The sequence below is a fragment of the Streptomyces sp. NPDC096176 genome, assembly GCF_044763255.1.
Classification (GTDB): domain Bacteria; phylum Actinomycetota; class Actinomycetes; order Streptomycetales; family Streptomycetaceae; genus Streptomyces.
In genome coordinates this window covers 481,085-498,557 of the sequence record NZ_JBIWFV010000006.1, presented here as the reverse complement: position 1 = coordinate 498,557, position 17,473 = coordinate 481,085, and the positions used below count along the sequence as shown (strand labels likewise).

At 72.3% G+C, this 17,473-nt stretch carries 19 protein-coding genes and 1 riboswitch; of the genes, 8 read left to right on the top strand and 11 right to left on the bottom strand.

Going from position 1 to position 17,473, the window contains the following annotated elements:
• Nucleotide 1: 1 nt before the first annotated feature.
• On the top strand, nucleotides 2-757 hold the full coding sequence (locus tag ACIQ7Q_RS19915) for an SDR family oxidoreductase (RefSeq protein WP_403863387.1): 756 nt from the start codon (nucleotides 2-4) through the stop codon (nucleotides 755-757).
• Nucleotides 758-812: 55 nt separating this feature from the next.
• Here the strand turns inward: ACIQ7Q_RS19915 and amaP are convergent, their stop codons facing one another.
• From amaP to ACIQ7Q_RS19890, 5 genes are all read right to left on the bottom strand, one after another.
• On the bottom strand, nucleotides 813-1,400 hold the full coding sequence (gene amaP, locus ACIQ7Q_RS19910; protein ID WP_403863384.1) for an alkaline shock response membrane anchor protein AmaP: 588 nt from the start codon (nucleotides 1,398-1,400) through the stop codon (nucleotides 813-815).
• Nucleotides 1,401-1,406: 6 nt separating this feature from the next.
• Nucleotides 1,407-2,099, bottom strand: a complete 693-nt coding sequence (locus ACIQ7Q_RS19905; RefSeq protein WP_403863381.1) for a DUF6286 domain-containing protein — start codon at nucleotides 2,097-2,099, stop codon at nucleotides 1,407-1,409.
• Complete coding sequence (locus ACIQ7Q_RS19900; protein ID WP_403863378.1) at nucleotides 2,096-2,488, bottom strand: hypothetical protein; 393 nt, start codon at nucleotides 2,486-2,488, stop codon at nucleotides 2,096-2,098. The genes ACIQ7Q_RS19905 and ACIQ7Q_RS19900 overlap by 4 nt, the downstream gene beginning before the upstream one ends.
• Nucleotides 2,489-2,494: 6 nt before the next feature.
• Nucleotides 2,495-2,686, bottom strand: a complete 192-nt coding sequence (locus ACIQ7Q_RS19895) for a hypothetical protein (protein WP_403863375.1) — start codon at nucleotides 2,684-2,686, stop codon at nucleotides 2,495-2,497.
• Nucleotides 2,687-2,766: 80 nt separating this feature from the next.
• Nucleotides 2,767-3,267 carry an Asp23/Gls24 family envelope stress response protein gene (locus tag ACIQ7Q_RS19890; protein WP_403863372.1) on the bottom strand — a complete coding sequence of 167 codons (501 nt, stop codon included), beginning with the start codon at nucleotides 3,265-3,267 and terminating at the stop codon, nucleotides 2,767-2,769.
• Between the two features lie 93 nt (nucleotides 3,268-3,360).
• Between ACIQ7Q_RS19890 and ACIQ7Q_RS19885 the strand changes: the two genes are divergently transcribed.
• Nucleotides 3,361-4,035, top strand: coding sequence for a hypothetical protein (locus ACIQ7Q_RS19885; RefSeq protein ID WP_403863369.1), 675 nt, complete (start codon nucleotides 3,361-3,363; stop codon nucleotides 4,033-4,035).
• A 123-nt stretch (nucleotides 4,036-4,158) separates the two neighbouring features.
• Here the strand turns inward: ACIQ7Q_RS19885 and ACIQ7Q_RS19880 are convergent, their stop codons facing one another.
• The 3 genes from ACIQ7Q_RS19880 to ACIQ7Q_RS19870 all read right to left on the bottom strand — a co-directional run bounded on the left by ACIQ7Q_RS19880 (nucleotide 4,159) and on the right by ACIQ7Q_RS19870 (nucleotide 7,313).
• Complete coding sequence (locus tag ACIQ7Q_RS19880; protein ID WP_403863366.1) at nucleotides 4,159-4,950, bottom strand: enoyl-CoA hydratase/isomerase family protein; 792 nt, start codon at nucleotides 4,948-4,950, stop codon at nucleotides 4,159-4,161.
• Nucleotides 4,951-5,115: 165 nt separating this feature from the next.
• Nucleotides 5,116-5,337: a helix-turn-helix domain-containing protein gene (locus ACIQ7Q_RS19875; protein WP_005319113.1), complete on the bottom strand. Its 222-nt coding sequence runs from the start codon at nucleotides 5,335-5,337 to the stop codon at nucleotides 5,116-5,118.
• Between the two features lie 377 nt (nucleotides 5,338-5,714).
• Entirely contained in the window at nucleotides 5,715-7,313 is a 1,599-nt protein-coding gene (locus ACIQ7Q_RS19870) for an ABC-F family ATP-binding cassette domain-containing protein (protein ID WP_403863362.1), read from the bottom strand.
• Between the two features lie 234 nt (nucleotides 7,314-7,547).
• Here ACIQ7Q_RS19870 and ACIQ7Q_RS19865 point away from each other — a divergent pair, with 234 nt between their 5' ends.
• Together ACIQ7Q_RS19865 and ACIQ7Q_RS19860 are read left to right on the top strand one after the other, a co-directional pair.
• On the top strand, nucleotides 7,548-8,438 hold the full coding sequence (locus ACIQ7Q_RS19865) for a neutral zinc metallopeptidase (protein WP_403863359.1): 891 nt from the start codon (nucleotides 7,548-7,550) through the stop codon (nucleotides 8,436-8,438).
• A 98-nt stretch (nucleotides 8,439-8,536) separates the two neighbouring features.
• Complete coding sequence (locus tag ACIQ7Q_RS19860; RefSeq protein ID WP_403863356.1) at nucleotides 8,537-8,944, top strand: VOC family protein; 408 nt, start codon at nucleotides 8,537-8,539, stop codon at nucleotides 8,942-8,944.
• Nucleotides 8,945-8,986: 42 nt separating this feature from the next.
• Here ACIQ7Q_RS19860 and ACIQ7Q_RS19855 read toward each other — a convergent pair whose 3' ends face one another.
• The 3 genes from ACIQ7Q_RS19855 to ACIQ7Q_RS19845 form a co-directional block, all read right to left on the bottom strand.
• Nucleotides 8,987-10,405 carry a hypothetical protein gene (locus ACIQ7Q_RS19855; protein WP_403863353.1) on the bottom strand — a complete coding sequence of 473 codons (1,419 nt, stop codon included), beginning with the start codon at nucleotides 10,403-10,405 and terminating at the stop codon, nucleotides 8,987-8,989.
• A gap of 78 nt (nucleotides 10,406-10,483) precedes the next feature.
• Nucleotides 10,484-11,611 carry an alpha/beta hydrolase gene (locus ACIQ7Q_RS19850; RefSeq protein ID WP_403863350.1) on the bottom strand — a complete coding sequence of 376 codons (1,128 nt, stop codon included), beginning with the start codon at nucleotides 11,609-11,611 and terminating at the stop codon, nucleotides 10,484-10,486.
• A 483-nt stretch (nucleotides 11,612-12,094) separates the two neighbouring features.
• Complete coding sequence (locus ACIQ7Q_RS19845; protein ID WP_403863347.1) at nucleotides 12,095-12,760, bottom strand: class II aldolase/adducin family protein; 666 nt, start codon at nucleotides 12,758-12,760, stop codon at nucleotides 12,095-12,097.
• A gap of 241 nt (nucleotides 12,761-13,001) precedes the next feature.
• Between ACIQ7Q_RS19845 and ACIQ7Q_RS19840 the strand changes: the two genes are divergently transcribed.
• From ACIQ7Q_RS19840 to ACIQ7Q_RS19825, 4 genes are all read left to right on the top strand, one after another.
• Entirely contained in the window at nucleotides 13,002-14,237 is a 1,236-nt protein-coding gene (locus ACIQ7Q_RS19840; RefSeq protein WP_403863345.1) for an anion permease, read from the top strand.
• Between the two features lie 12 nt (nucleotides 14,238-14,249).
• Complete coding sequence (locus ACIQ7Q_RS19835) at nucleotides 14,250-14,471, top strand: hypothetical protein (RefSeq protein ID WP_403863342.1); 222 nt, start codon at nucleotides 14,250-14,252, stop codon at nucleotides 14,469-14,471.
• Between the two features lie 132 nt (nucleotides 14,472-14,603).
• A riboswitch (cobalamin riboswitch) is annotated at nucleotides 14,604-14,742 on the top strand.
• A gap of 89 nt (nucleotides 14,743-14,831) precedes the next feature.
• Nucleotides 14,832-15,785: a cobalamin biosynthesis protein gene (locus tag ACIQ7Q_RS19830; protein WP_403863339.1), complete on the top strand. Its 954-nt coding sequence runs from the start codon at nucleotides 14,832-14,834 to the stop codon at nucleotides 15,783-15,785.
• Entirely contained in the window at nucleotides 15,782-17,329 is a 1,548-nt protein-coding gene (locus tag ACIQ7Q_RS19825; RefSeq protein ID WP_403863336.1) for a cobyric acid synthase, read from the top strand. The genes ACIQ7Q_RS19830 and ACIQ7Q_RS19825 overlap by 4 nt, the downstream gene beginning before the upstream one ends.
• Nucleotides 17,330-17,473 lie beyond the last annotated feature (144 nt).

Here is a 17,473-nt window from a genome sequence, read left to right as displayed (position 1 = left end):
CATGGATCTTGGACTGAAGGACCGTGTCTACATCGTCACGGGCGCTTCCCGTGGCCTCGGCAACGCCTCCGCGCGGGCGCTCGTCGCCGACGGCGCGAAGGTCGTCATCACCGGCCGGGACGAGAAGACGGTCAAGGACGCGGCAGCCGAACTGGGCGCCGCGGCGGTGGGTGTGGCCGCCGACAATGCCGACCCGTCGAACGCCGAGCGCCTTGTCGCCGCGGCACGGGCGCACTTCGGACGCCTCGACGGCGTTCTCATCAGCGTGGGCGGCCCGGCGCCGGGCTTCGCCGCGGACAACACCGACGAGCAGTGGTCCGCCGCCTTCGAATCGGTCTTCCTCGGCGCGGTGCGCCTGGCCCGCACGGCCGCGGCGGAGCTCGGCGACGGCGGGGTCATCGGCTTCGTCCTGTCCGCGTCCGTGCATGAGCCCATCCCCGGCCTGACGATCTCCAACGGCCTGCGCCCCGGCCTCGCCGGCTTCGCCAAGTCCCTCGCGGACGAACTGGGCCCGCGCGGCATCCGCGTGATCGGCCTGCTGCCGTCCCGCATCGACACGGCCCGCGTCCGCGAGCTGGACGCGTTGTCCGGCGACGCGGAGGCGGCACGCGCGGCGAACGAGTCCCGCATCCCGCTGCGGCGCTACGGCACCCCGGAGGAGTTCGGCCGCACGGCGGCGTTCCTGCTCTCGCCTGCGGCGTCCTACCTGACGGGCATCATGCTCCCGGTGGACGGCGGAGCCCGGCGCGGTTTCTGAGGCGTTTGCCGCACGCCGCCCTCCTCCTGTGGCCTGGAGGGCGGGGGCGGGGGGATTACGACACGCGGCGCGCCCGCCGCCGGCCCGTACCCAGCCTCACCTCTGCCGGCAGTGCCTCCAGGCCCGCCGAATCCCTCGCATGCGCGATCGCCTCGTCCGTGATCCGCGTCAGCGCCTCGCCCGGCGCCGCGTCCGGTTCCAGGTGCAGTGCCATCCTGACCCGCGGCGTGGTCCGGCGGCCGGTCAGGGCGACGGACGCGCGCGCCACCCCGTCCAGCGACGACGCCTCCTCCGTCAGCACGCCCTCCAGCGCCCGTCCCCTCAGCAGCGCGCCTTCGCCGTCGCCGCTCTCCACGAGCACCTCCGAGAGTCGTGCACGGCGCAGCTGGGCGAGGAGCCACCACAGGCCGAGCACCAGCAGCAGGGCGAGGGCCGCGATGACAACCGGCCACCACCACCCCTCGTCCCGCCACCGCGCGCGGTCCGCGTCGCTGAGCAGGACGTCGCTGCGCCCGTCGAAGGGCCACCACGACGGTACGGAGAGGCCGACGCCCGCTGCGAGCACCGCGCCCCCGGCGCACACCAGCACCAGGCCGACGAGGCCGAGGACTACCCTGTTGACGGCTCGAAGCATCCCCTGCACCGGTGCTCACCCCTTCTTCGGCGGCCGGCCGACGTGCACGGACAGGGCCGGCGGTCTGGCGAGGCCGAGTTCCTTCAGGCCTGCGCCGAGTGCCTCGTCCAGGTCCGCGCGCACGTCGTCGAGTTCACGGAAGTGCGCCCGCGCCCGCACCGACGCCTTCGAGCGCCGCACCCGTACTCGGACGCTCTGTACTCCCGAGACCTCCATGGCCCGGTCGCGCAGCACCAACGCCGCAGCCTCGCGGTGGAGGCCGGCCCGGACATGCGCCCGGTCGCGCCGCATGGGCAGCAGCGCCCGGAGGCCGGGGGTCACCGCGAGGACGATCAGCCAGATGCCGACGAGCACCGCGAGCCCGGCGGCGGCCAGCACCGCGACCTCGTCCAGCCGCCATTCGGCGAGCCGGTCGGCGGTGGCGCGCCGCCAGTGCATGGCGGGCCGCTCTGCCCGTACGGCGGCGACGTCGTACAGCAGCAGCCCCGCTCCTGCGACGACGACCAGGGCGAGGAGCCCGGCGGGCAGGCGGCGCACGGACCAGAAGCGGCCGGCCCTGCCACCGTCGTCGTCCACGGGCACCGGCGCCGGATCGTAGGCGGAGGCCGACGCGGACTGGTCCAGTTCGAGAACGGCCCGGGCGGGACGCGCGGCACTCGTGGACTGCTCGCGTGCGGTGGGCTCTTCCGGCTCGGTCGGCTCTGTCATCGGATCCTCCCCTGCGCCGCGCGGCGCGAGTGGACGGAGTGCAGCCGCTCGACCTGCACCGCCACTTCGGGGACCTCCATCCCCGCCAACGTCCTTACCCGTTCGATGACTTGGCGACGCACAGCACCGCACTGGGCGCCGATGTCCGACGGATAGTCCAGCTCCAGGCTCACCCGCACCCGGGCCGTGTCGTGATGGACGACGACCATGGCGTGCGGTGGTGCACCGCCTTCCGGCACGCCGGGGAGCGCTTCACGTGCCGCCCGCGCGGCGATCTTCGCGACGACGCGGTCGGCGATGTTCGTCGCCCCCCGGTCGGCCGGCGCCAACCGACCCGCGGGCGCGCCGCTGCCCGGCACACCGCCCGCCCCCACAGCGTCCGGGACCACGAGGCGTCACCGCCGCCCGTCGCCACGCTCGCGGCTCCGGAAGAAGTCGCCGACCTCGAGGTCGCCCTCGAGGAACCGGCCGACCACGAAGCCGACCGCTCCCAATGCCGCCACCAGCAAAAACGCACCGAACCCACCGAAATACCCGGCGAAGCCGAGCGCCATACCGGCGATCAGTCCGACCACGGCCATGCTCATGTCGAGCTCCTTCTACTGCCTTCCAGCAACCTCTTCGGGCTTTCTCCAGGCTCCACCGGCTGCGCAGGCGCCACCGGTTTCTATTGGAGTCGCGGTTCCGACTCTTCTTCTTCCTCGTCCGGCAGTTTCACGTCGCTGACTGCGATGTTCACCTCGACGACCTCGAGGCCGGTCATGCGCTCCACGGCGGAGATGACGTTCTCGCGGACCGCGCGGGCGACATCGGCGATGGAGACTCCGTAGTCGACGACGATCTCCAGGTCGAGCGCCGTCTGCACCTCTCCGACCTCGGCCTTCACTCCGCGGGTGGCACTGGACCTGCCGCCGCCCGCCCCTCCCACCCGGTCGCGTACGGCGCCGAAGGTACGGGCCAGCCCGCCGCCCATCGCGTGTACGCCCAATACGTCCCGGGCGGCCAGCCCGGCGATCTTCTCCACGACACCGTCGGCGATGGTGGTGCGGCCACGGGCTGCGGGCTCCGCGAGACGCTTGCCGCCGGTGGTCTTACGCGTCGCGTCACTGGTGCCGGACGGTTCGCTTCCGGATGTCGGGCTCAGGTTGCGGCCAGGTGTCTCGCTCATCGCCGTCGTCCTTTCAGAGCGGTAGTGACCTCCAAATGCCCACACTAAGGGCGCTTGCCCGCATTCGCCCCAGGGATGCGGCAGGCTGGAGTAATGACCACTTCCGATGCGGTGCGGGGGCAGGTGCGGCGGGCGATGGGCCTCGGCAGACTACTTCCGCTCGGCGGCCCGGCGGACGGCGCCTGGCTGTCCGAACGGGCGGCCGCGACGGTGCTGCGCGGTGCGGGCGCCGCAGCCGTGCCGGGAGCCGCGCTGGGGACCATCCGGCTCTCCCTCGTGGCCCCGGACGCCGCCGAGGACCCGACGGTGCCCCCACCCCCGACCGCCCTGTTGCCGGGACCGCTGCGCGTCGAGGCCGACGTGTCGGTCTGGGCCCTCGAGGAGCCCCTGCCGGCGCTGAGTGCCGCACTGCGCGCAACCTTGTTCGAGACGGCGTCGGACGTCCTGGGCCTCGCGGTCACGACGGTGGATCTACGGGTGCGTGAGTTGCTGGACTCCGCCCCCGAGGAGCGGCCGGTGCCGGATGCTCCCGCAGCGGTGCGGCCGTCGGACCCGGCCGGGACCGCCGCGGCGGCGACACCGGGCGTGGCCCACCTGACGGCAACGCTGGGCACCGCCGTGCACCACGGCCCTGGCCATGTCCGCGTCGAACTGGCGACGGCACCGGGGCATGCGGCGTTGGAGGTGGCGAGGGCGGTCCGGAGAACGGTGGCGGAGGCGCTGCCCGACGACCGCGCCGTGACGGTCGTGGTCACTGCGGTCTCATGACGGACCCGTAGCGGGCCCCGGACCCCGACGAGACGGGGTCGAGTCCCGCCGGGGTCACCTCCCACGGCACCGGCCCGTAGCGGGCGTTCGGGGCGCGAGGCCCGGGGGCAGCGCCCCTTCCCGTCAGTCCGCGAGGCCGGCCAGGTCGCGCAGGCGTCGGCCCTGCGCCGCCCGCTCCGCCGCGCGCTGCTCGTCGTACGAGCGGCCCGCCGCATACCGCAGCAGCGCCTTCGTCTCGATCACCGCGTCCCGGGGCGCGGCGAGCAGCGCCGCGGCCAGGTCGCGTACGGCGCCGTCGAGTTCCGCTGCCGGGACGACGAGGTTGGCCAGGCCCGTGCGCTCGGCCTCCTCCGCGTGGACGAAGCGGCCGGTCGCACAGATCTCGAGGGCGCGGGCGTAGCCGACAAGCGACACCAAGGGGTGCGTGCCCGTGAGGTCGGGGACGAGCCCGAGGCTGGTCTCGCGCATGGCGAACTGCACGTCCTCGGCGACGACCCGCAGGTCGCAGGCGAGGGCGAGCTGGAAACCGGCGCCGATCGCATGGCCTTGGACGGCCGCGATGGACACGATGTCATTGCGGCGCCACCAGGTGAACGCCTCCTGGAACTCGGCGATCGACGCATCGACTTCCGCGTCGGAGCCCCGCGCGAGGTCCATGAAGGACGGCTCGCCGTCGAAACCTTCCGGCGTGAACGCCTGCCGGTCGAGTCCCGCGGAGAAGGACTTGCCCTCACCGCGCAGCACAACGACCCGCACGCTGCCCGGCAACGACCGTCCGGCCTGCGCCAACGCCCGCCACAGCGCGAAGTTCTGGGCGTTGCGCTTGGCCGGATTCGTCAGCGTCACCGTGGCAACCGCATCTTCGACGGTGAGCCGTACGCCGTCCTTGTCGAGTACAGGATCGAGCGAAGTCATGAGACGCCTCCGGTTCGGTGCAGTCGGGCTTACTCTTCGGACTGAGGAAGGTAAGCTACTGCACGGTAACCGCCCGGCCGGCCGTGAGGCCGACCAGGGGCCACCGTGATGACACCGACAACGGAACCGATGAACCGGATGAGGAGCCTCTTCCGGGTGGGGCTGTCAGGCCGAAGCGGCCTTCTTGCCCCGCGTCGCTCCGCCACGTCCTCGCAGAACGACTCCGGACTCACTGAGCATCCGGTGGACGAATCCGTAGGAGCGGCCGGTCTCTTCGGCCAGCGCCCGGATGCTTGCACCGGAGTCGTACTTCTTCTTCAGGTCTGCCGCGAGCTTGTCGCGCGCGGCGCCGGTAACCCGGCTGCCCTTCTTCAGAGTCTCGGCCACCCGTGCCTCCTCATGGGAAGTGCGCTCTGGACTTCTCATGATCACCCCTACCGGGCCTCCTGGCCACCCATTCGACAAGGTCAGTACGGAACGCTTTGCCGTGCCCTATGCGGCCGCCACTACCGGAATGATGCATTCCGGTCCGCTCCGGTCGGCCGCCTGGACGGGCCCGGGGGCGTAATACCAGGTCAGGCCAGAAACCCGGGCAGCGCCACGACGGGGAACCGGACGAGGGTGGTCCACCAGTCGCCACGCCGCTATACGAGACGTACTCACACAGATGATGGATCACCCGTAGGCCGAATGATCCATAGCAAGTGGATCAACGGGGTCCGGCACGGGAGCCGGACCCCTCGACGAGTGGCGTCGGGAGGCCGTCAGGCCAGTGCCACGAGGTCCGCGTAGTCCGCGCCCCACAGGTCCTCGATACCGTCCGGCAGCAGGATGATCCGCTCCGGCTCGAGCGCCTCGACCGCGCCCTCGTCGTGCGTGACGAGAATGACCGCGCCTTTGTAGGTGCGCAGCGCGCCGAGGATCTCCTCGCGGCTGGCCGGGTCCAGGTTGTTGGTGGGCTCGTCGAGCAGCAGAACGTTGGCGGACGAGACCACCAGGGTGGCCAGGGCGAGCCGGGTCTTCTCGCCACCGGAGAGCACGCCGGCCGGCTTGTCGACGTCGTCGCCGGAGAAGAGGAACGAGCCGAGCGTCTTGCGGACCTCGACGAGGTCGAGGTCGGGCGCGGAGGAGCGCATGTTCTCGAGCACCGTGCGGTCGGGGTCGAGGGTCTCGTGCTCCTGGGCGTAGTAGCCGAGCTTGAGACCGTGGCCCGGGGTGACCTGTCCGGTGTCCGGCGTCTCGACGCCCGCGAGGAGCCGCAGCAGGGTGGTCTTGCCCGCACCGTTGAGGCCGAGGATGACCACACGCGAGCCCTTGTCGATGGCGAGGTCCACGTCGGTGAAGATCTCGAGGGAGCCGTACGACTTGGACAGGCTCTCCGCGCTGAGCGGCGTCTTGCCGCAGGGCGCGGGCTCGGGGAAGCGGAGCTTGGCCACCTTGTCGGCGACCCGGACGTCCTCGAGACCTGCCAGCAGCCGCTCGGCGCGGCGCGCCATGTTCTGCGCGGCGACGGTCTTGGTGGCCTTGGCGCGCATCTTGTCGGCCTGCGAGTTGAGGGCGGCGGCCTTCTTCTCCGCGTTCTGCCGCTCACGCTTGCGGCGCTTCTCGTCGGCCTCGCGCTGCTGCTGGTAGAGCTTCCAGCCCATGTTGTAGACGTCGATCTGCGAGCGGTTGGCGTCGAGGTAGAAGACCTTGTTGACGACGGTTTCCACGAGGTCGACGTCGTGGGAGATCACGATGAAGCCGCCGCGGTACGTCCTCAGGTAGTCGCGCAGCCAGACGATCGAGTCGGCGTCGAGGTGGTTGGTGGGCTCGTCGAGCAGGAGGGTGTCGGCGTCCGAGAAGAGGATGCGGGCGAGCTCGACGCGGCGGCGCTGACCGCCGGAGAGCGTATGGAGCGGCTGACCGAGCACCCGGTCGGGCAGGCCGAGCGCGGCGGCGATGGTGGCGGCCTCCGCCTCCGCGGCGTACCCGCCCTTGGTCAGGAACTCGGTCTCCTGACGCTCGTACTGGCGCAGCGCCTTCTCGCGAGTGGCGCCCTGGCCGGTCGCGATGCGCTCCTCGTTCAGCCGCATCTTGCGGATCAAGGTGTCCAGGCCGCGCGCCGAGAGGATGCGGTCGCGGGCGAGCACGTCGAGGTCGCCGGTGCGCGGGTCCTGCGGGAGGTAGCCGACCTCGCCGGAGCGGGCGATGGTGCCGCCGGCGGGAATGCCTTCACCCGCGAGGCACTTGGTGAGCGTGGTCTTGCCCGCTCCGTTGCGGCCGACGAGGCCGATGCGGTCGCCCTTGGCGATACGGAAGGAAGCGGACTCGATGAGGACGCGCGCTCCGGCGCGCAGCTCGATACCGGATGCGGTGATCACGGAAAAACTCCAGGGCGGTAGGACGGCGGAAGGGACGGGCGGTAGACGCTTCTACGCCGTCTAATGCACAAGGAGAATTGCCATACGGCCCAGTCTAACGGGACGGTGCAAGTGGTTTTCCGCCCCGGAGGGCCTGCGAACGCCGCAGAGCACTGCGGACGCGAGGACGGCAAAAGGGGCACTTTGCCTGGATCCGCTCGATACTCGGCGTGGAATCGGCGAAGGCGGTGACCCATGCAGTTCGACGACGACGCCGGTCTGGACACCTCGGAGGTCCAGGACGAACGGGGCAGCAGGATCCCCGGCGGCCGGGCCACGATCGGCGGCGGCCTCGCCGGCCTCGTGGCGCTCCTCCTCGGGCTGCTCTTCGGGGTGGGACCGGAGCAGCTCGGGCTGTCGTCGGGTGACGAGGGGCCGTCGGCGACCGCGTCGTCCCAGGCGGAGATCTCCCAGTCCTGCCGCCGGGGCTCGGACGCCAACACCCGGGAGGACTGCCGCATCGTCGCGGTGGTCAACAGCGTGCAGGACTACTGGCGCGGCGAGTTCCCGCGGCGCGGCGGGCAGTACTCGCACGCGCGGACAGTGATCTTCACCGAGCAGGTGGGGACGGCCTGCGGGACGGCGACCTCGGCGGTCGGGCCGTTCTACTGCCCCGGCGACGAGCAGGTCTATCTGGACCTCGACTTCTTCGACGAGCTGCGCACCCGCTTCGGGGCGAGCGGCGGCCCGTTCGCCCAGGCCTACGTCGTTGCCCACGAGTACGGCCACCACGTACAGAACCTGACCGGCACGCTGAGGTCGGCCCAGGACGGCAGGCAGGGCGCGGGCAGCAATGCCGTTCGCGTGGAACTGCAGGCCGACTGCTACGCGGGGGTGTGGGCGCACCACGCGACGACGACGCCGGACGACAAGACCGGTGAGCCGCTGATGACGTCGCTGACCGCGGCCGACATCGAGGACGGCATGAACGCGGCCGCGGCGGTCGGCGACGACCGGATCCAGGAGCGGCTCCAGGGCCGGGTCACCCCGGAGTCCTGGACGCACGGCTCGGCGGCCCAGCGGCAACAGTGGTTCGCCACCGGCTACCGCACGGGCGACCCGGGCCACTGCGACACGTTCCGCTGACGGCCGTTGCCGGTGGCGCTGAGGGCCGTTGTCAGTGGCGGGTGCCAGACTGAGACACAGATCACAGACTGTCGTCGAGCAAGTGAGGAGTGATCGGGATGGCTCAGTCGCCGAGCATCTGTCCGACGCTGGTGTACGCGGACGCCAAGGCCGCGATCAGACAGCTCACCGAGGCCTTCGGCTTCTTCGAACACGCGGTGTACGAGAACGAGGACGGCGGGATCGCCCATGCCGAACTGACCCACGGCAACGGCATGGTGATGCTGGGCAGCAAGGGCACGGGCAGCGAGTTCGACAAGCTGATGAAGGACGCCGGACCGGCGGGCGTGTTCGTCCACGTCGACGACGTCGACGCGCACCACTCCCGAGCGGTGGAGCACGGCGTGGAGATCGTCACGGCGCCCACCGACCAGGACTACGGCTCCCGCGACTACATGGCGCGCGACCTCGAGGGCAATGTCTGGAGCTTCGGCTCGTACGCACCGGGAGCGGCGGAGTCCCCGTAGCTGTTCGTGGTCCCCGCCGCATCCGTGCGGCCGTCGTAGGAGTCAGACCCCGCCGGTGCCGGTGTGCACCTGGAACGCGGCCCTGCGCACGGCCTTGGCCAGGGCCGGGTCCGGGTGCGCTGCCGCGAGCGCGACCAGCACCTGGACCGTGCGGGGGTGGCCGCCGGCCCTGACCGCCTCGAGCAGCGCGGGGACCGTGCCCTGCACGGCGGAGTCGAGGTGGCGCAGCAGCAACTGGGGCTCTCCGTGGTCGGCGACGGCCGCCGCGGTGTCCACCCACAGCCAGGTCGCTTCCTCACGGGTGAGGACATCGGCCGCGTCCTCCGGGTCCGCGCCCTCGTACTCGGCGAGCCACAGCAAGGCGTACGGGCGCAGGGGCGGTTCCCCTGCCACCGCGCGGACCTCCGCCTCCGCGGGCGCGCCGACCACGCGCAGCGCCTCGAAGGCGAGGCCGCGCAGCAGGGCGTCCTCACCGCGGGCGACGGTGAGCAGTTCGCCGACGGCGCTGGAGACGGTGCGCGCCGCGAGCCAGGCGCGGTACTCGGCGCGGGCGGGGCCGGGGGTGAGGCGGGCGCAGCCGCGCAGCATGTCCTCCGCGGACTGCTCGATGTTGCCGGCGGGGCTCTGGGCCGCGACGCAGATCTGCTCCAGCTTCACCCACACCGCCCAGTTGCCCAGCGGAGTGAGCGTGGCCTGGCCCCGTTCGAGGGTCAGGGCGCCGACGGCGGACAGCCCCTCGAGAGCCCAGTCGAGGAGCGCGGAGACGGACACCTCGGCGCCACCGGCCTCCGCCCGCGGGGCTTCCGGGAGGTCTGCCTCCGCGTCGGACCGTGAGCCGTAGGGAACCTCGCAGCGTTCCTCGCGCAGTTCGGTGACGCGCTGCTGCAACAGGTCCAGCAGGGCCGGCACGAGCACGGGACCGGCCGAGAGTTGAAGGAGGGAGAGCACCTGGGGCACAGCCTCGACGACCTCGGCGACAGCCGTGGGCGCGACATCCCCAGGGGCCGGGTGGATCAGCGACCAGGCGTCGAAGAGAGCGACCCAGCCGCGCAGCACGGCCATGTCGTCGCGGTCCCACGCCCGTAGACGCCAGCCGGGGCGGGCCGTGTCGCCGTGCAGCTCGACCAGACCGGCGAGGCGGGCGCGGTCCCAGCCGGCCCGCACCTGATCCTCGGTCAGGTCCAGTGCGTCGGAGGCCCTTTTACGGGCGCTCTCGGCGAGCGGCGTGGTGCTGGGATCCCGGTCGGCGGCTGCCCAGCGGGCGATCCGCACGGCATCGGCGAGGACCGCCCTCGCCTGGCGGGCGAGTTCGGCCGGGGCCGGCGTGCCCTCCGGCGGCCGGGGTGCCGGGCGCGTGCGCCGGGTCGTCACGGCCCGTCGTGCCGTCGCCAGGGATCGAGGGCGGACAAGACGGAGTCTGGAGTTGCGCGCCAATTGCTCATCAGGCTTTCGGGACGTCACAGGGTGCAGTCTTCCCGTTGACGGCCCGAAAGCCCAAACGGAACCCTGTGACCCGCGCTCGACGCCCTGCGGCCCGGCTTACATCAAGGGGGTCAGGAAGCGGCGGAGGACTTCCTCGTACGCCTTCGGGTCCGCGTTCCACATGGCGGCGTGCGGGGCGTTCGGGACCGTGTGGAGCGTCACCAGTTCGGGCCTCTGGGCGGCCAATCGGCGGGAGTAGTGCCAGGGCGCGAGGGTGTCGTGGGGGCCGTGGAAGATCAGGGCAGGCACGTCGAGCGAGAGCGGGTCGACGGCTTCGGCGAGCCTGTCGCCGTGGGCCCCGGTGCGACCCTGGGCGGCCCGGACGGCCAAGGGCAGAAGAGGGGCCGGGGTCCGGCGGGCGGCGGCCAGGGCGCGCACGGTCGTCTCCCAGTCGAGCACCGGCGAGTCCAGGACGACGCCGCTGATCCGGTCGCGCAGACCGGAATTGGCGGCGGCGTGCAGGGCCATGGAGGCGCCGACGGACCAGCCGTGGACGATGACGCGCTCCGCGCCGTTGCGCACCGCGTGTCGCACGGCCGCGTCGAGGTCGCGCCACTCGGAGTCGCCGAGGTGGCCGAGGCCGTCCGGGGGGCGGGGAGCGCCCGGGTCGCCCCGGTAGGCGAGGGACAGGATCGGGAACTGTTGGGCGTGCAGGAACTCCATCAGGTTCATGGTGTGTTCCCGTGTGGTTCCCAGGCCGTGCACGGCGATGACCCAGGTGGCGCGAGCGCCGGGCACGAACCAGGCAGGCAGCGCGCCGAGTTCGCCGGGAACGAGGATCTCGGAGTGCGCGATACCGAGGGCGGCGCCGGGGTCGCCGAGGTGCACCTGCGGGGTGAGCCGGACCCGGGTGCCGGGCTCCAGACCGCCCTCCGTGACGTGCACGAGACGGCGCACGACCGTGTCCGGACCGTGCGGCACACCGTCGAGCACCGGACCCACGACCGCATGGACGCCCGACCCCTCGAGCCCGTACGTCCCGGGGCGCAGCGACGCCAGGCTGCGGGTCAGGACGACCCTGCCGGGTGCGGTCTCGTGCACGGTGAGCCGAGGGTCGCCCGGCAGGGGCCGGTGGGCCTGCGCCCTCAGCGCTACGTGGCTCGCGTAACGGCCGGCCGCGACCGCGGCCGCGCCGACTCCGATCAGGGTGGTGACGGCCGCTGCCGTCGCTGTAGCCGGGCGCACCTGTCCAGTGTGTGCGGGGGCGCGGGCGGGGGCCAGTGGGCGGAGCCGCGCGTGTGGCACCGCGGGGCCCGGCGGGTACTGCCGCCGGGCCGCGGCGTCACGCTCCCCGGCGGGCGCGTGACGCGCCGGCATCGAGCCGAAACCCCCCGCGCATCGCGCTCGCACGCCGAGGCTTGCCCCCGCTCGTCGAAGGCCGGGTTTCGAACCCCGACCCGCCCCCTCAAGGCGGACAAATGCCGCCCCACATCCCCGACCCCGCGCCTCGGGCCGTGAGACGCGAGCGATGGCGCCCCCGCGCCGCCCGACACTGGAGAGGGAGCGCGGTGCCGGGTCCCGAAGTCCCCCGCCCGGCACCGGGGGCGGAGCGCGGGGTGGGGGCGGAGCGCGGGGTGGGGGCCCGGAACCCCACTGCGCCATGGCATAGGGGGACGGGCCCGATGAGCGGAAGGCGCGGCGGCGGGGAGGCGGCCCGCACCGCGGGCGTCAGCGGGGCTGTTGGCCGTAACCGCGTAGTCGGGCAGACGCCTCCGCCAGCTGGGTGGGGGACAGCAGGCTCGGCGTCCGGCCCGGGATGGAGGACGCCGTCAGCCAGAGGCGGCACATCCACTCCAGTTGCGCCGTGCGGTCGTAGGCCTGGGCCAGGGTGTCGCCGTAGGTGATCGTTCCGTGGTTCTGCAGGAGGCAGGCCGTACGGTCGCGCAGGGCGTGGAGCATGTTCCGGGCCAGTTCTTCCGTGCCGTACAGGGCGTATGCGGCGACGCGGACGGGGCCGCCGAGGGCGGCTGTCATGTAGTGGACCGGCGGAAGCTCGGGGACCAGGGTCGAGACCGCCGTGGCGTGCACCGCGTGGGTGTGGACGACTGCGCGCGCGCCGGTCTCGCGGTGGACGGCGAGATGCAGCGGCAGCTCGCTGGTGGGGGCGAGGGTGCCGATGACCTGTGTGCCGTCGAGGTCGACGCCGACGGTGTCCTGCGGGGTGAGCCGGTCGTACGGCACTCCGCTGGGCGTGACGAGGACGAGCTCGCCGACCCGTACGGAGACGTTTCCGGAGGTACCCACCACGAGTCCCTCGGCGGCCGTCCTGCGGGCCGTGTCCACGAGGTCCTGCCATGCCCGTTCGATCGCGTCGTGCCGCGCCTCATCAGTCATACCGTGATCCTGTCACCGAAGGTCCGACGGCCCGACGACGGTCCGACGAGAGCCCGACGACGCCACTGGGGACACGGAGGGTGTTCGAGTGGCTGCGAGGAGCGGCGCCCGGGGCGGAAACCAGACAAGCGGCCCCCGGACACCACTTGGAGACACCGGGTAGCCTGACTCAGTTCACCTTCCGTTCATCCAGGTTGCCTACGGTCCCCGAGTCAATGACGTCAAACGATTGCCTGGGTAAATGGAACACATCACCCTGCTGCTCGCGATTGTGATCGTGACAGCGCTCGTGTTCGATTTCACGAACGGTTTCCACGACACCGCCAACGCGATGGCGACGACCATCTCGACCGGTGCACTGAAGCCCAAGACAGCGGTGGCCATGTCTGCCGTTCTGAATCTCGTCGGTGCTTTCCTGTCGGTGGAGGTCGCCAAGACGATCTCCAGCGGTCTGGTCGACGAATCAGGCATCTCACCTGAAGTCATCTTCGCGGCGCTCGTCGGCGCCATCCTCTGGAATCTGGCCACCTGGCTGGTGGGTCTGCCGTCCAGTTCCTCGCACGCCCTCATGGGCGGTCTGATCGGCGCCACGGTCGCCTCGGTCGGCTTCGGCGGGGTCAACGGCGGCGTCGTCGTCACCAAGGTCCTGATCCCGGCCGTCGCCGCACCGCTCGTCGCGGGCCTCGCCGCCATGCTGGCCACCCGGCTCACATACCGGCTCGGCCGGAAGACCGACGAGAAGGCCACGGCGAAGGGCTACCGCGCCGGACAGATCGCCTCCGCCGGTCTTGTCTCCTTGGCGCACGGCACCAACGACGCCCAGAAGACGATGGGCATCATCACGCTGGCTCTCGTGGCCGGCAATGTGATCGCCCCCGGTTCCAACCCTCCGCTGTGGGTCATCGTCTCCGCCGGTGTCGCGATCGCGCTCGGCACCTACCTCGGCGGCTGGCGCATCATCCGCACCATGGGCAAGGGCCTCACCGACCTCCAGCCGCAGCAGGGCTTCGCCGCCCAGACCAGCGCGGCCAGCGTCATCCTCGCCTCGTCGAACCTCGGCTTCTCCCTGTCGACGACCCACTCCTGCTCCGGCGCGGTCATGGGCGCCGGCCTCGGCCGCAAGGGCGGTGTGGTCCGCTGGTCCACCGCCACCCGGATGTTCGTGGCGTGGGGTCTGACCCTGCCGGCCGCGGGCCTCGTCGCGGCGGGTTCCGAGTACGTCACCAAGCAGGGCGACTGGGGTGTCGCGGCCGTCGCCGTCTTCCTCGTCGCCGCGTGCACCGCGATCTGGTTCATCTCGCGCCGCCAGGTCGTCGACCACACCAACGTCAACGACGTGGACGCCGACGGCACCGATGAGCGTGCGGGCGTCGTCACGACCGCCATCGCGGCCGTCACCCCGCCGCCCGCCGGCGACATCAAGGCCACCATCCCGGCCCCGGCCGAGCCCGAGCCGGCACGTCCGGCCACGGTGTAAGGAAGCAGCAGCATGAAGATCGACTGGGCAGCTCTCGGCTCCGTTTTCGGCGTGAGCCTCGTCGCCACCGTCGCCCTGGTGGGCCTGTTCACCCTGGGCATCGTGGGCCTGACCAAGCAGGAGGCGGCCTCGCAGGCCGGAGGCTCCGGCGCACTGGCACGCACGGGCGCGTACGCCTGCTTCGCGCTCTGCGCGGCGGCCGTTTCCTACGGGATCTATCTGATCGTCGCCTGACGACCGACGGACCCTCACAAGGCCGGGTCGAGGACACCTGCGGGTGCCTTCGGCCCGGCCTTCGTGTGTGCACCGGTGTGGGGCTCGGCACACTGTCCCGCCGCAGGTCAATGGCGAGTTGACGGGCGTTCGCGCGCATGGTGGACTGCCGGGGCCATCAACGGCGGCAGAAGAGGAAGTCCGGTGCGAATCCGGCGCGGTCCCGCCACTGTCACCCGGGAAGCACGATCCCCGGGGAGCCAGGAACTCTCACCGCCGGTCACGTCGAACCAGGGCGCGGACCCTGAGTGAGGACTCGTCTCATGCCCGGCTGCGGTACAGCCCTGTCCGTCGGACACCCTTTCCGGGATCGCTGATCCCGTGCGTGCCGACCGAGTATTCGTGTACGGCGCCGCCGCCGGCCTCGTCGGTGACCTGCTCCTCGGCGATCCCCGCCGTGGGCATCCGGTCGCCGCGTTCGGACGGATGGCCGCCGCCGTCGAGCGTGTCCTGTGGCGTGACCACCGCGGCCGGGGCGCGCTGCACACCGCGGTGTGCGCGGGCGGTGCCGCCGCCGCGGCAGCGCTGGCAAGCCGTGCCGCACGCCGCTCCCCCGCCGCGTCGATCGCGCTGACCGCCGCCGCCACGTGGGCCGTCGTCGGGGGTACGACGCTGGGGCGTGAGGCCTCCGCCATCGGCGACGCGCTGGCCACCGGGGACGTCGAGGCGGCACGTGAACGGCTGCCGCATCTGTGCGGGCGCGATCCGCAGGCCCTGGACGAGCAGCAGATCGCCCGCGCCGTCGTCGAGTCCGTCGCGGAGAACACCTCCGACGCGGTCGTGGGCGCCCTCGTGTGGGGCGCGCTGGCCGGCGTGCCCGGCCTCGTCGGCTTCCGTGCGGTCAACACCCTGGACGCGATGGTGGGCCACAAGTCGCCCCGCTACCGGCGCTACGGCTGGGCGTCGGCGCGTCTGGACGACGTGGCGGGGTGGCCCGGCGCGCGGCTGACCGCGATCCTGGCGGCCGCGAGCGGGCCGGATCCGCGGGGCGCCGTACGGGCCTGGCGGGCCGACGCGGGCAAGCACCCCAGCCCCAACGCCGGCCCGGTCGAGGCGTCGTTCGCCGGCGCGCTGGGGGTGCGGCTGGGCGGGACTCTCTCGTACGGCGGCCGGGTCGAGCACCGTCCGGTGCTCAACGGTGACGGCCGGGCGGTGGAGTTCGACGACATCGGGCGGGCGGTGCGGCTGTCGCGGCGTGTCGGCCTGCTGACCCTGGTGGTCTGTGCCACGGGGCGGATGCTGCGCGCAGGGCGCGGCGGGAGGAGGCCGGCATGACCGGTGGGGGGTTGCTGGTCGCCGGGACGACCTCGGACGCCGGCAAGAGCGTCGTCACGGCGGGGATCTGCCGTTGGCTGGTGCGGCAAGGGGTAAAGGTCGCGCCCTTCAAGGGGCAGAACATGTCCCTCAATTCGTTCGTGACGCGTGAGGGCGCGGAGATCGGGCGCGCCCAGGCCATGCAGGCGCAGGCCGCGCGTGTGGAGCCGACCGCCCTGATGAACCCGGTGCTGCTGAAGCCCGGCAGCGACCGTTCCAGCCAGGTGGTGCTGATGGGCAAGCCGGTGGGTGAGCTGAGCGCCCGCGGCTTCTTCGGGACCGCCGGCGGATCGTCCGCCGGGAAGGGTCTGCACGGCGGAAGGAAACGGGAGTTGTTCGAGCCGGTCATGGCGTGTCTGGAGGAACTGCGGGGCACGTATGACGCCGTGATCTGCGAGGGGGCGGGCAGTCCGGCCGAGATCAATCTGCGGCGCACGGACATCGTGAACATGGGCATCGCGCGCGCCGCACGGCTGCCGGTGCTGGTGGTCGGGGACATCGACCGGGGCGGGGTGTTCGCCCAGTTCTTCGGTACGACGGCGCTGCTGAGCCCCGAGGACCAGTCGCTCGTCGCGGGTTACCTCGTGAACAAGTTCCGCGGTGACGTGACCCTGCTCGAGCCGGGGCTGGACATGCTGCTCGGGCTCACCGGGCGGCGGACGTACGGCGTCCTGCCGTACGCGCACGGGCTCGGCATCGACGAGGAGGACGGTCTGCGGGTGTCGCTGCGCGGCGCCGTACGGGAGTCGGTGGTCGCGGCGCCCGTCGGTGAGGACGTGCTGCGGGTCGCGGTCTGCGCGGTGCCGCTGATGTCGAACTTCACCGACGTGGACGCGCTGGCCGCCGAACCGGGCGTCGTGGTGCGGTTCGTGGACCGCGCCGAGGAACTCGTGGACGCCGACCTGGTGGTCGTCCCGGGCACGCGCGGGACCGTGAAGGCGCTGGCGTGGCTGCGGGAACGCGGGCTGGCGGACGCACTGGCGAGGCGGGCCGCGCAGGGGCGGCCGGTGCTCGGCATCTGCGGCGGCTTCCAGGCGCTGGGCGAACACATCGAGGACGACGTCGAGTCGCGTGCCGGTGAGGTCGAGGGGCTCGGACTGCTGCCCGTGCGTGTGCGGTTCGCGCCGGACAAGACCCTTACGAGGCCCGTCGGCGAGGCCCTCGGGGAGCGCGTCGAAGGGTACGAGATCCATCATGGCGTGGCCGAGGTCATGGGCGGCGAAGCCTTCTTGGACGGCTGCCGGGTCGGCGCCGTGTGGGGGACGCACTGGCACGGGTCGCTGGAGAGCGACGGCTTCCGGCGGGCGTTTCTGCGGGAGGTCGCGGCGCAGGCCGGCCGGCGCTTCGTGCCCGCGCCGGACACGAGCTTCGGGGCGCTGCGCGAGGAGCAGCTGGACCGGCTGGGCGATCTGATCGAGGAACACGCGGACACCGACGCGCTGCTGCGGCTCATCGAGAACGGGGCGCCGGAGGGGCTGCCGTTCGTCCCCCCGGGGGCGCCGTGAGGGACCACAGCGCTCGCGCCCGGCGACGGCCACCCGAGCCCGGGCAATCCCCGCACGGGCGGGGAGCACTTCGCCTCGTGCGGTCCCGGCGCGTCGAGGGGCGGACCGTCCCCCGCATGGGCCGGGGAGTACGTGACCACCATG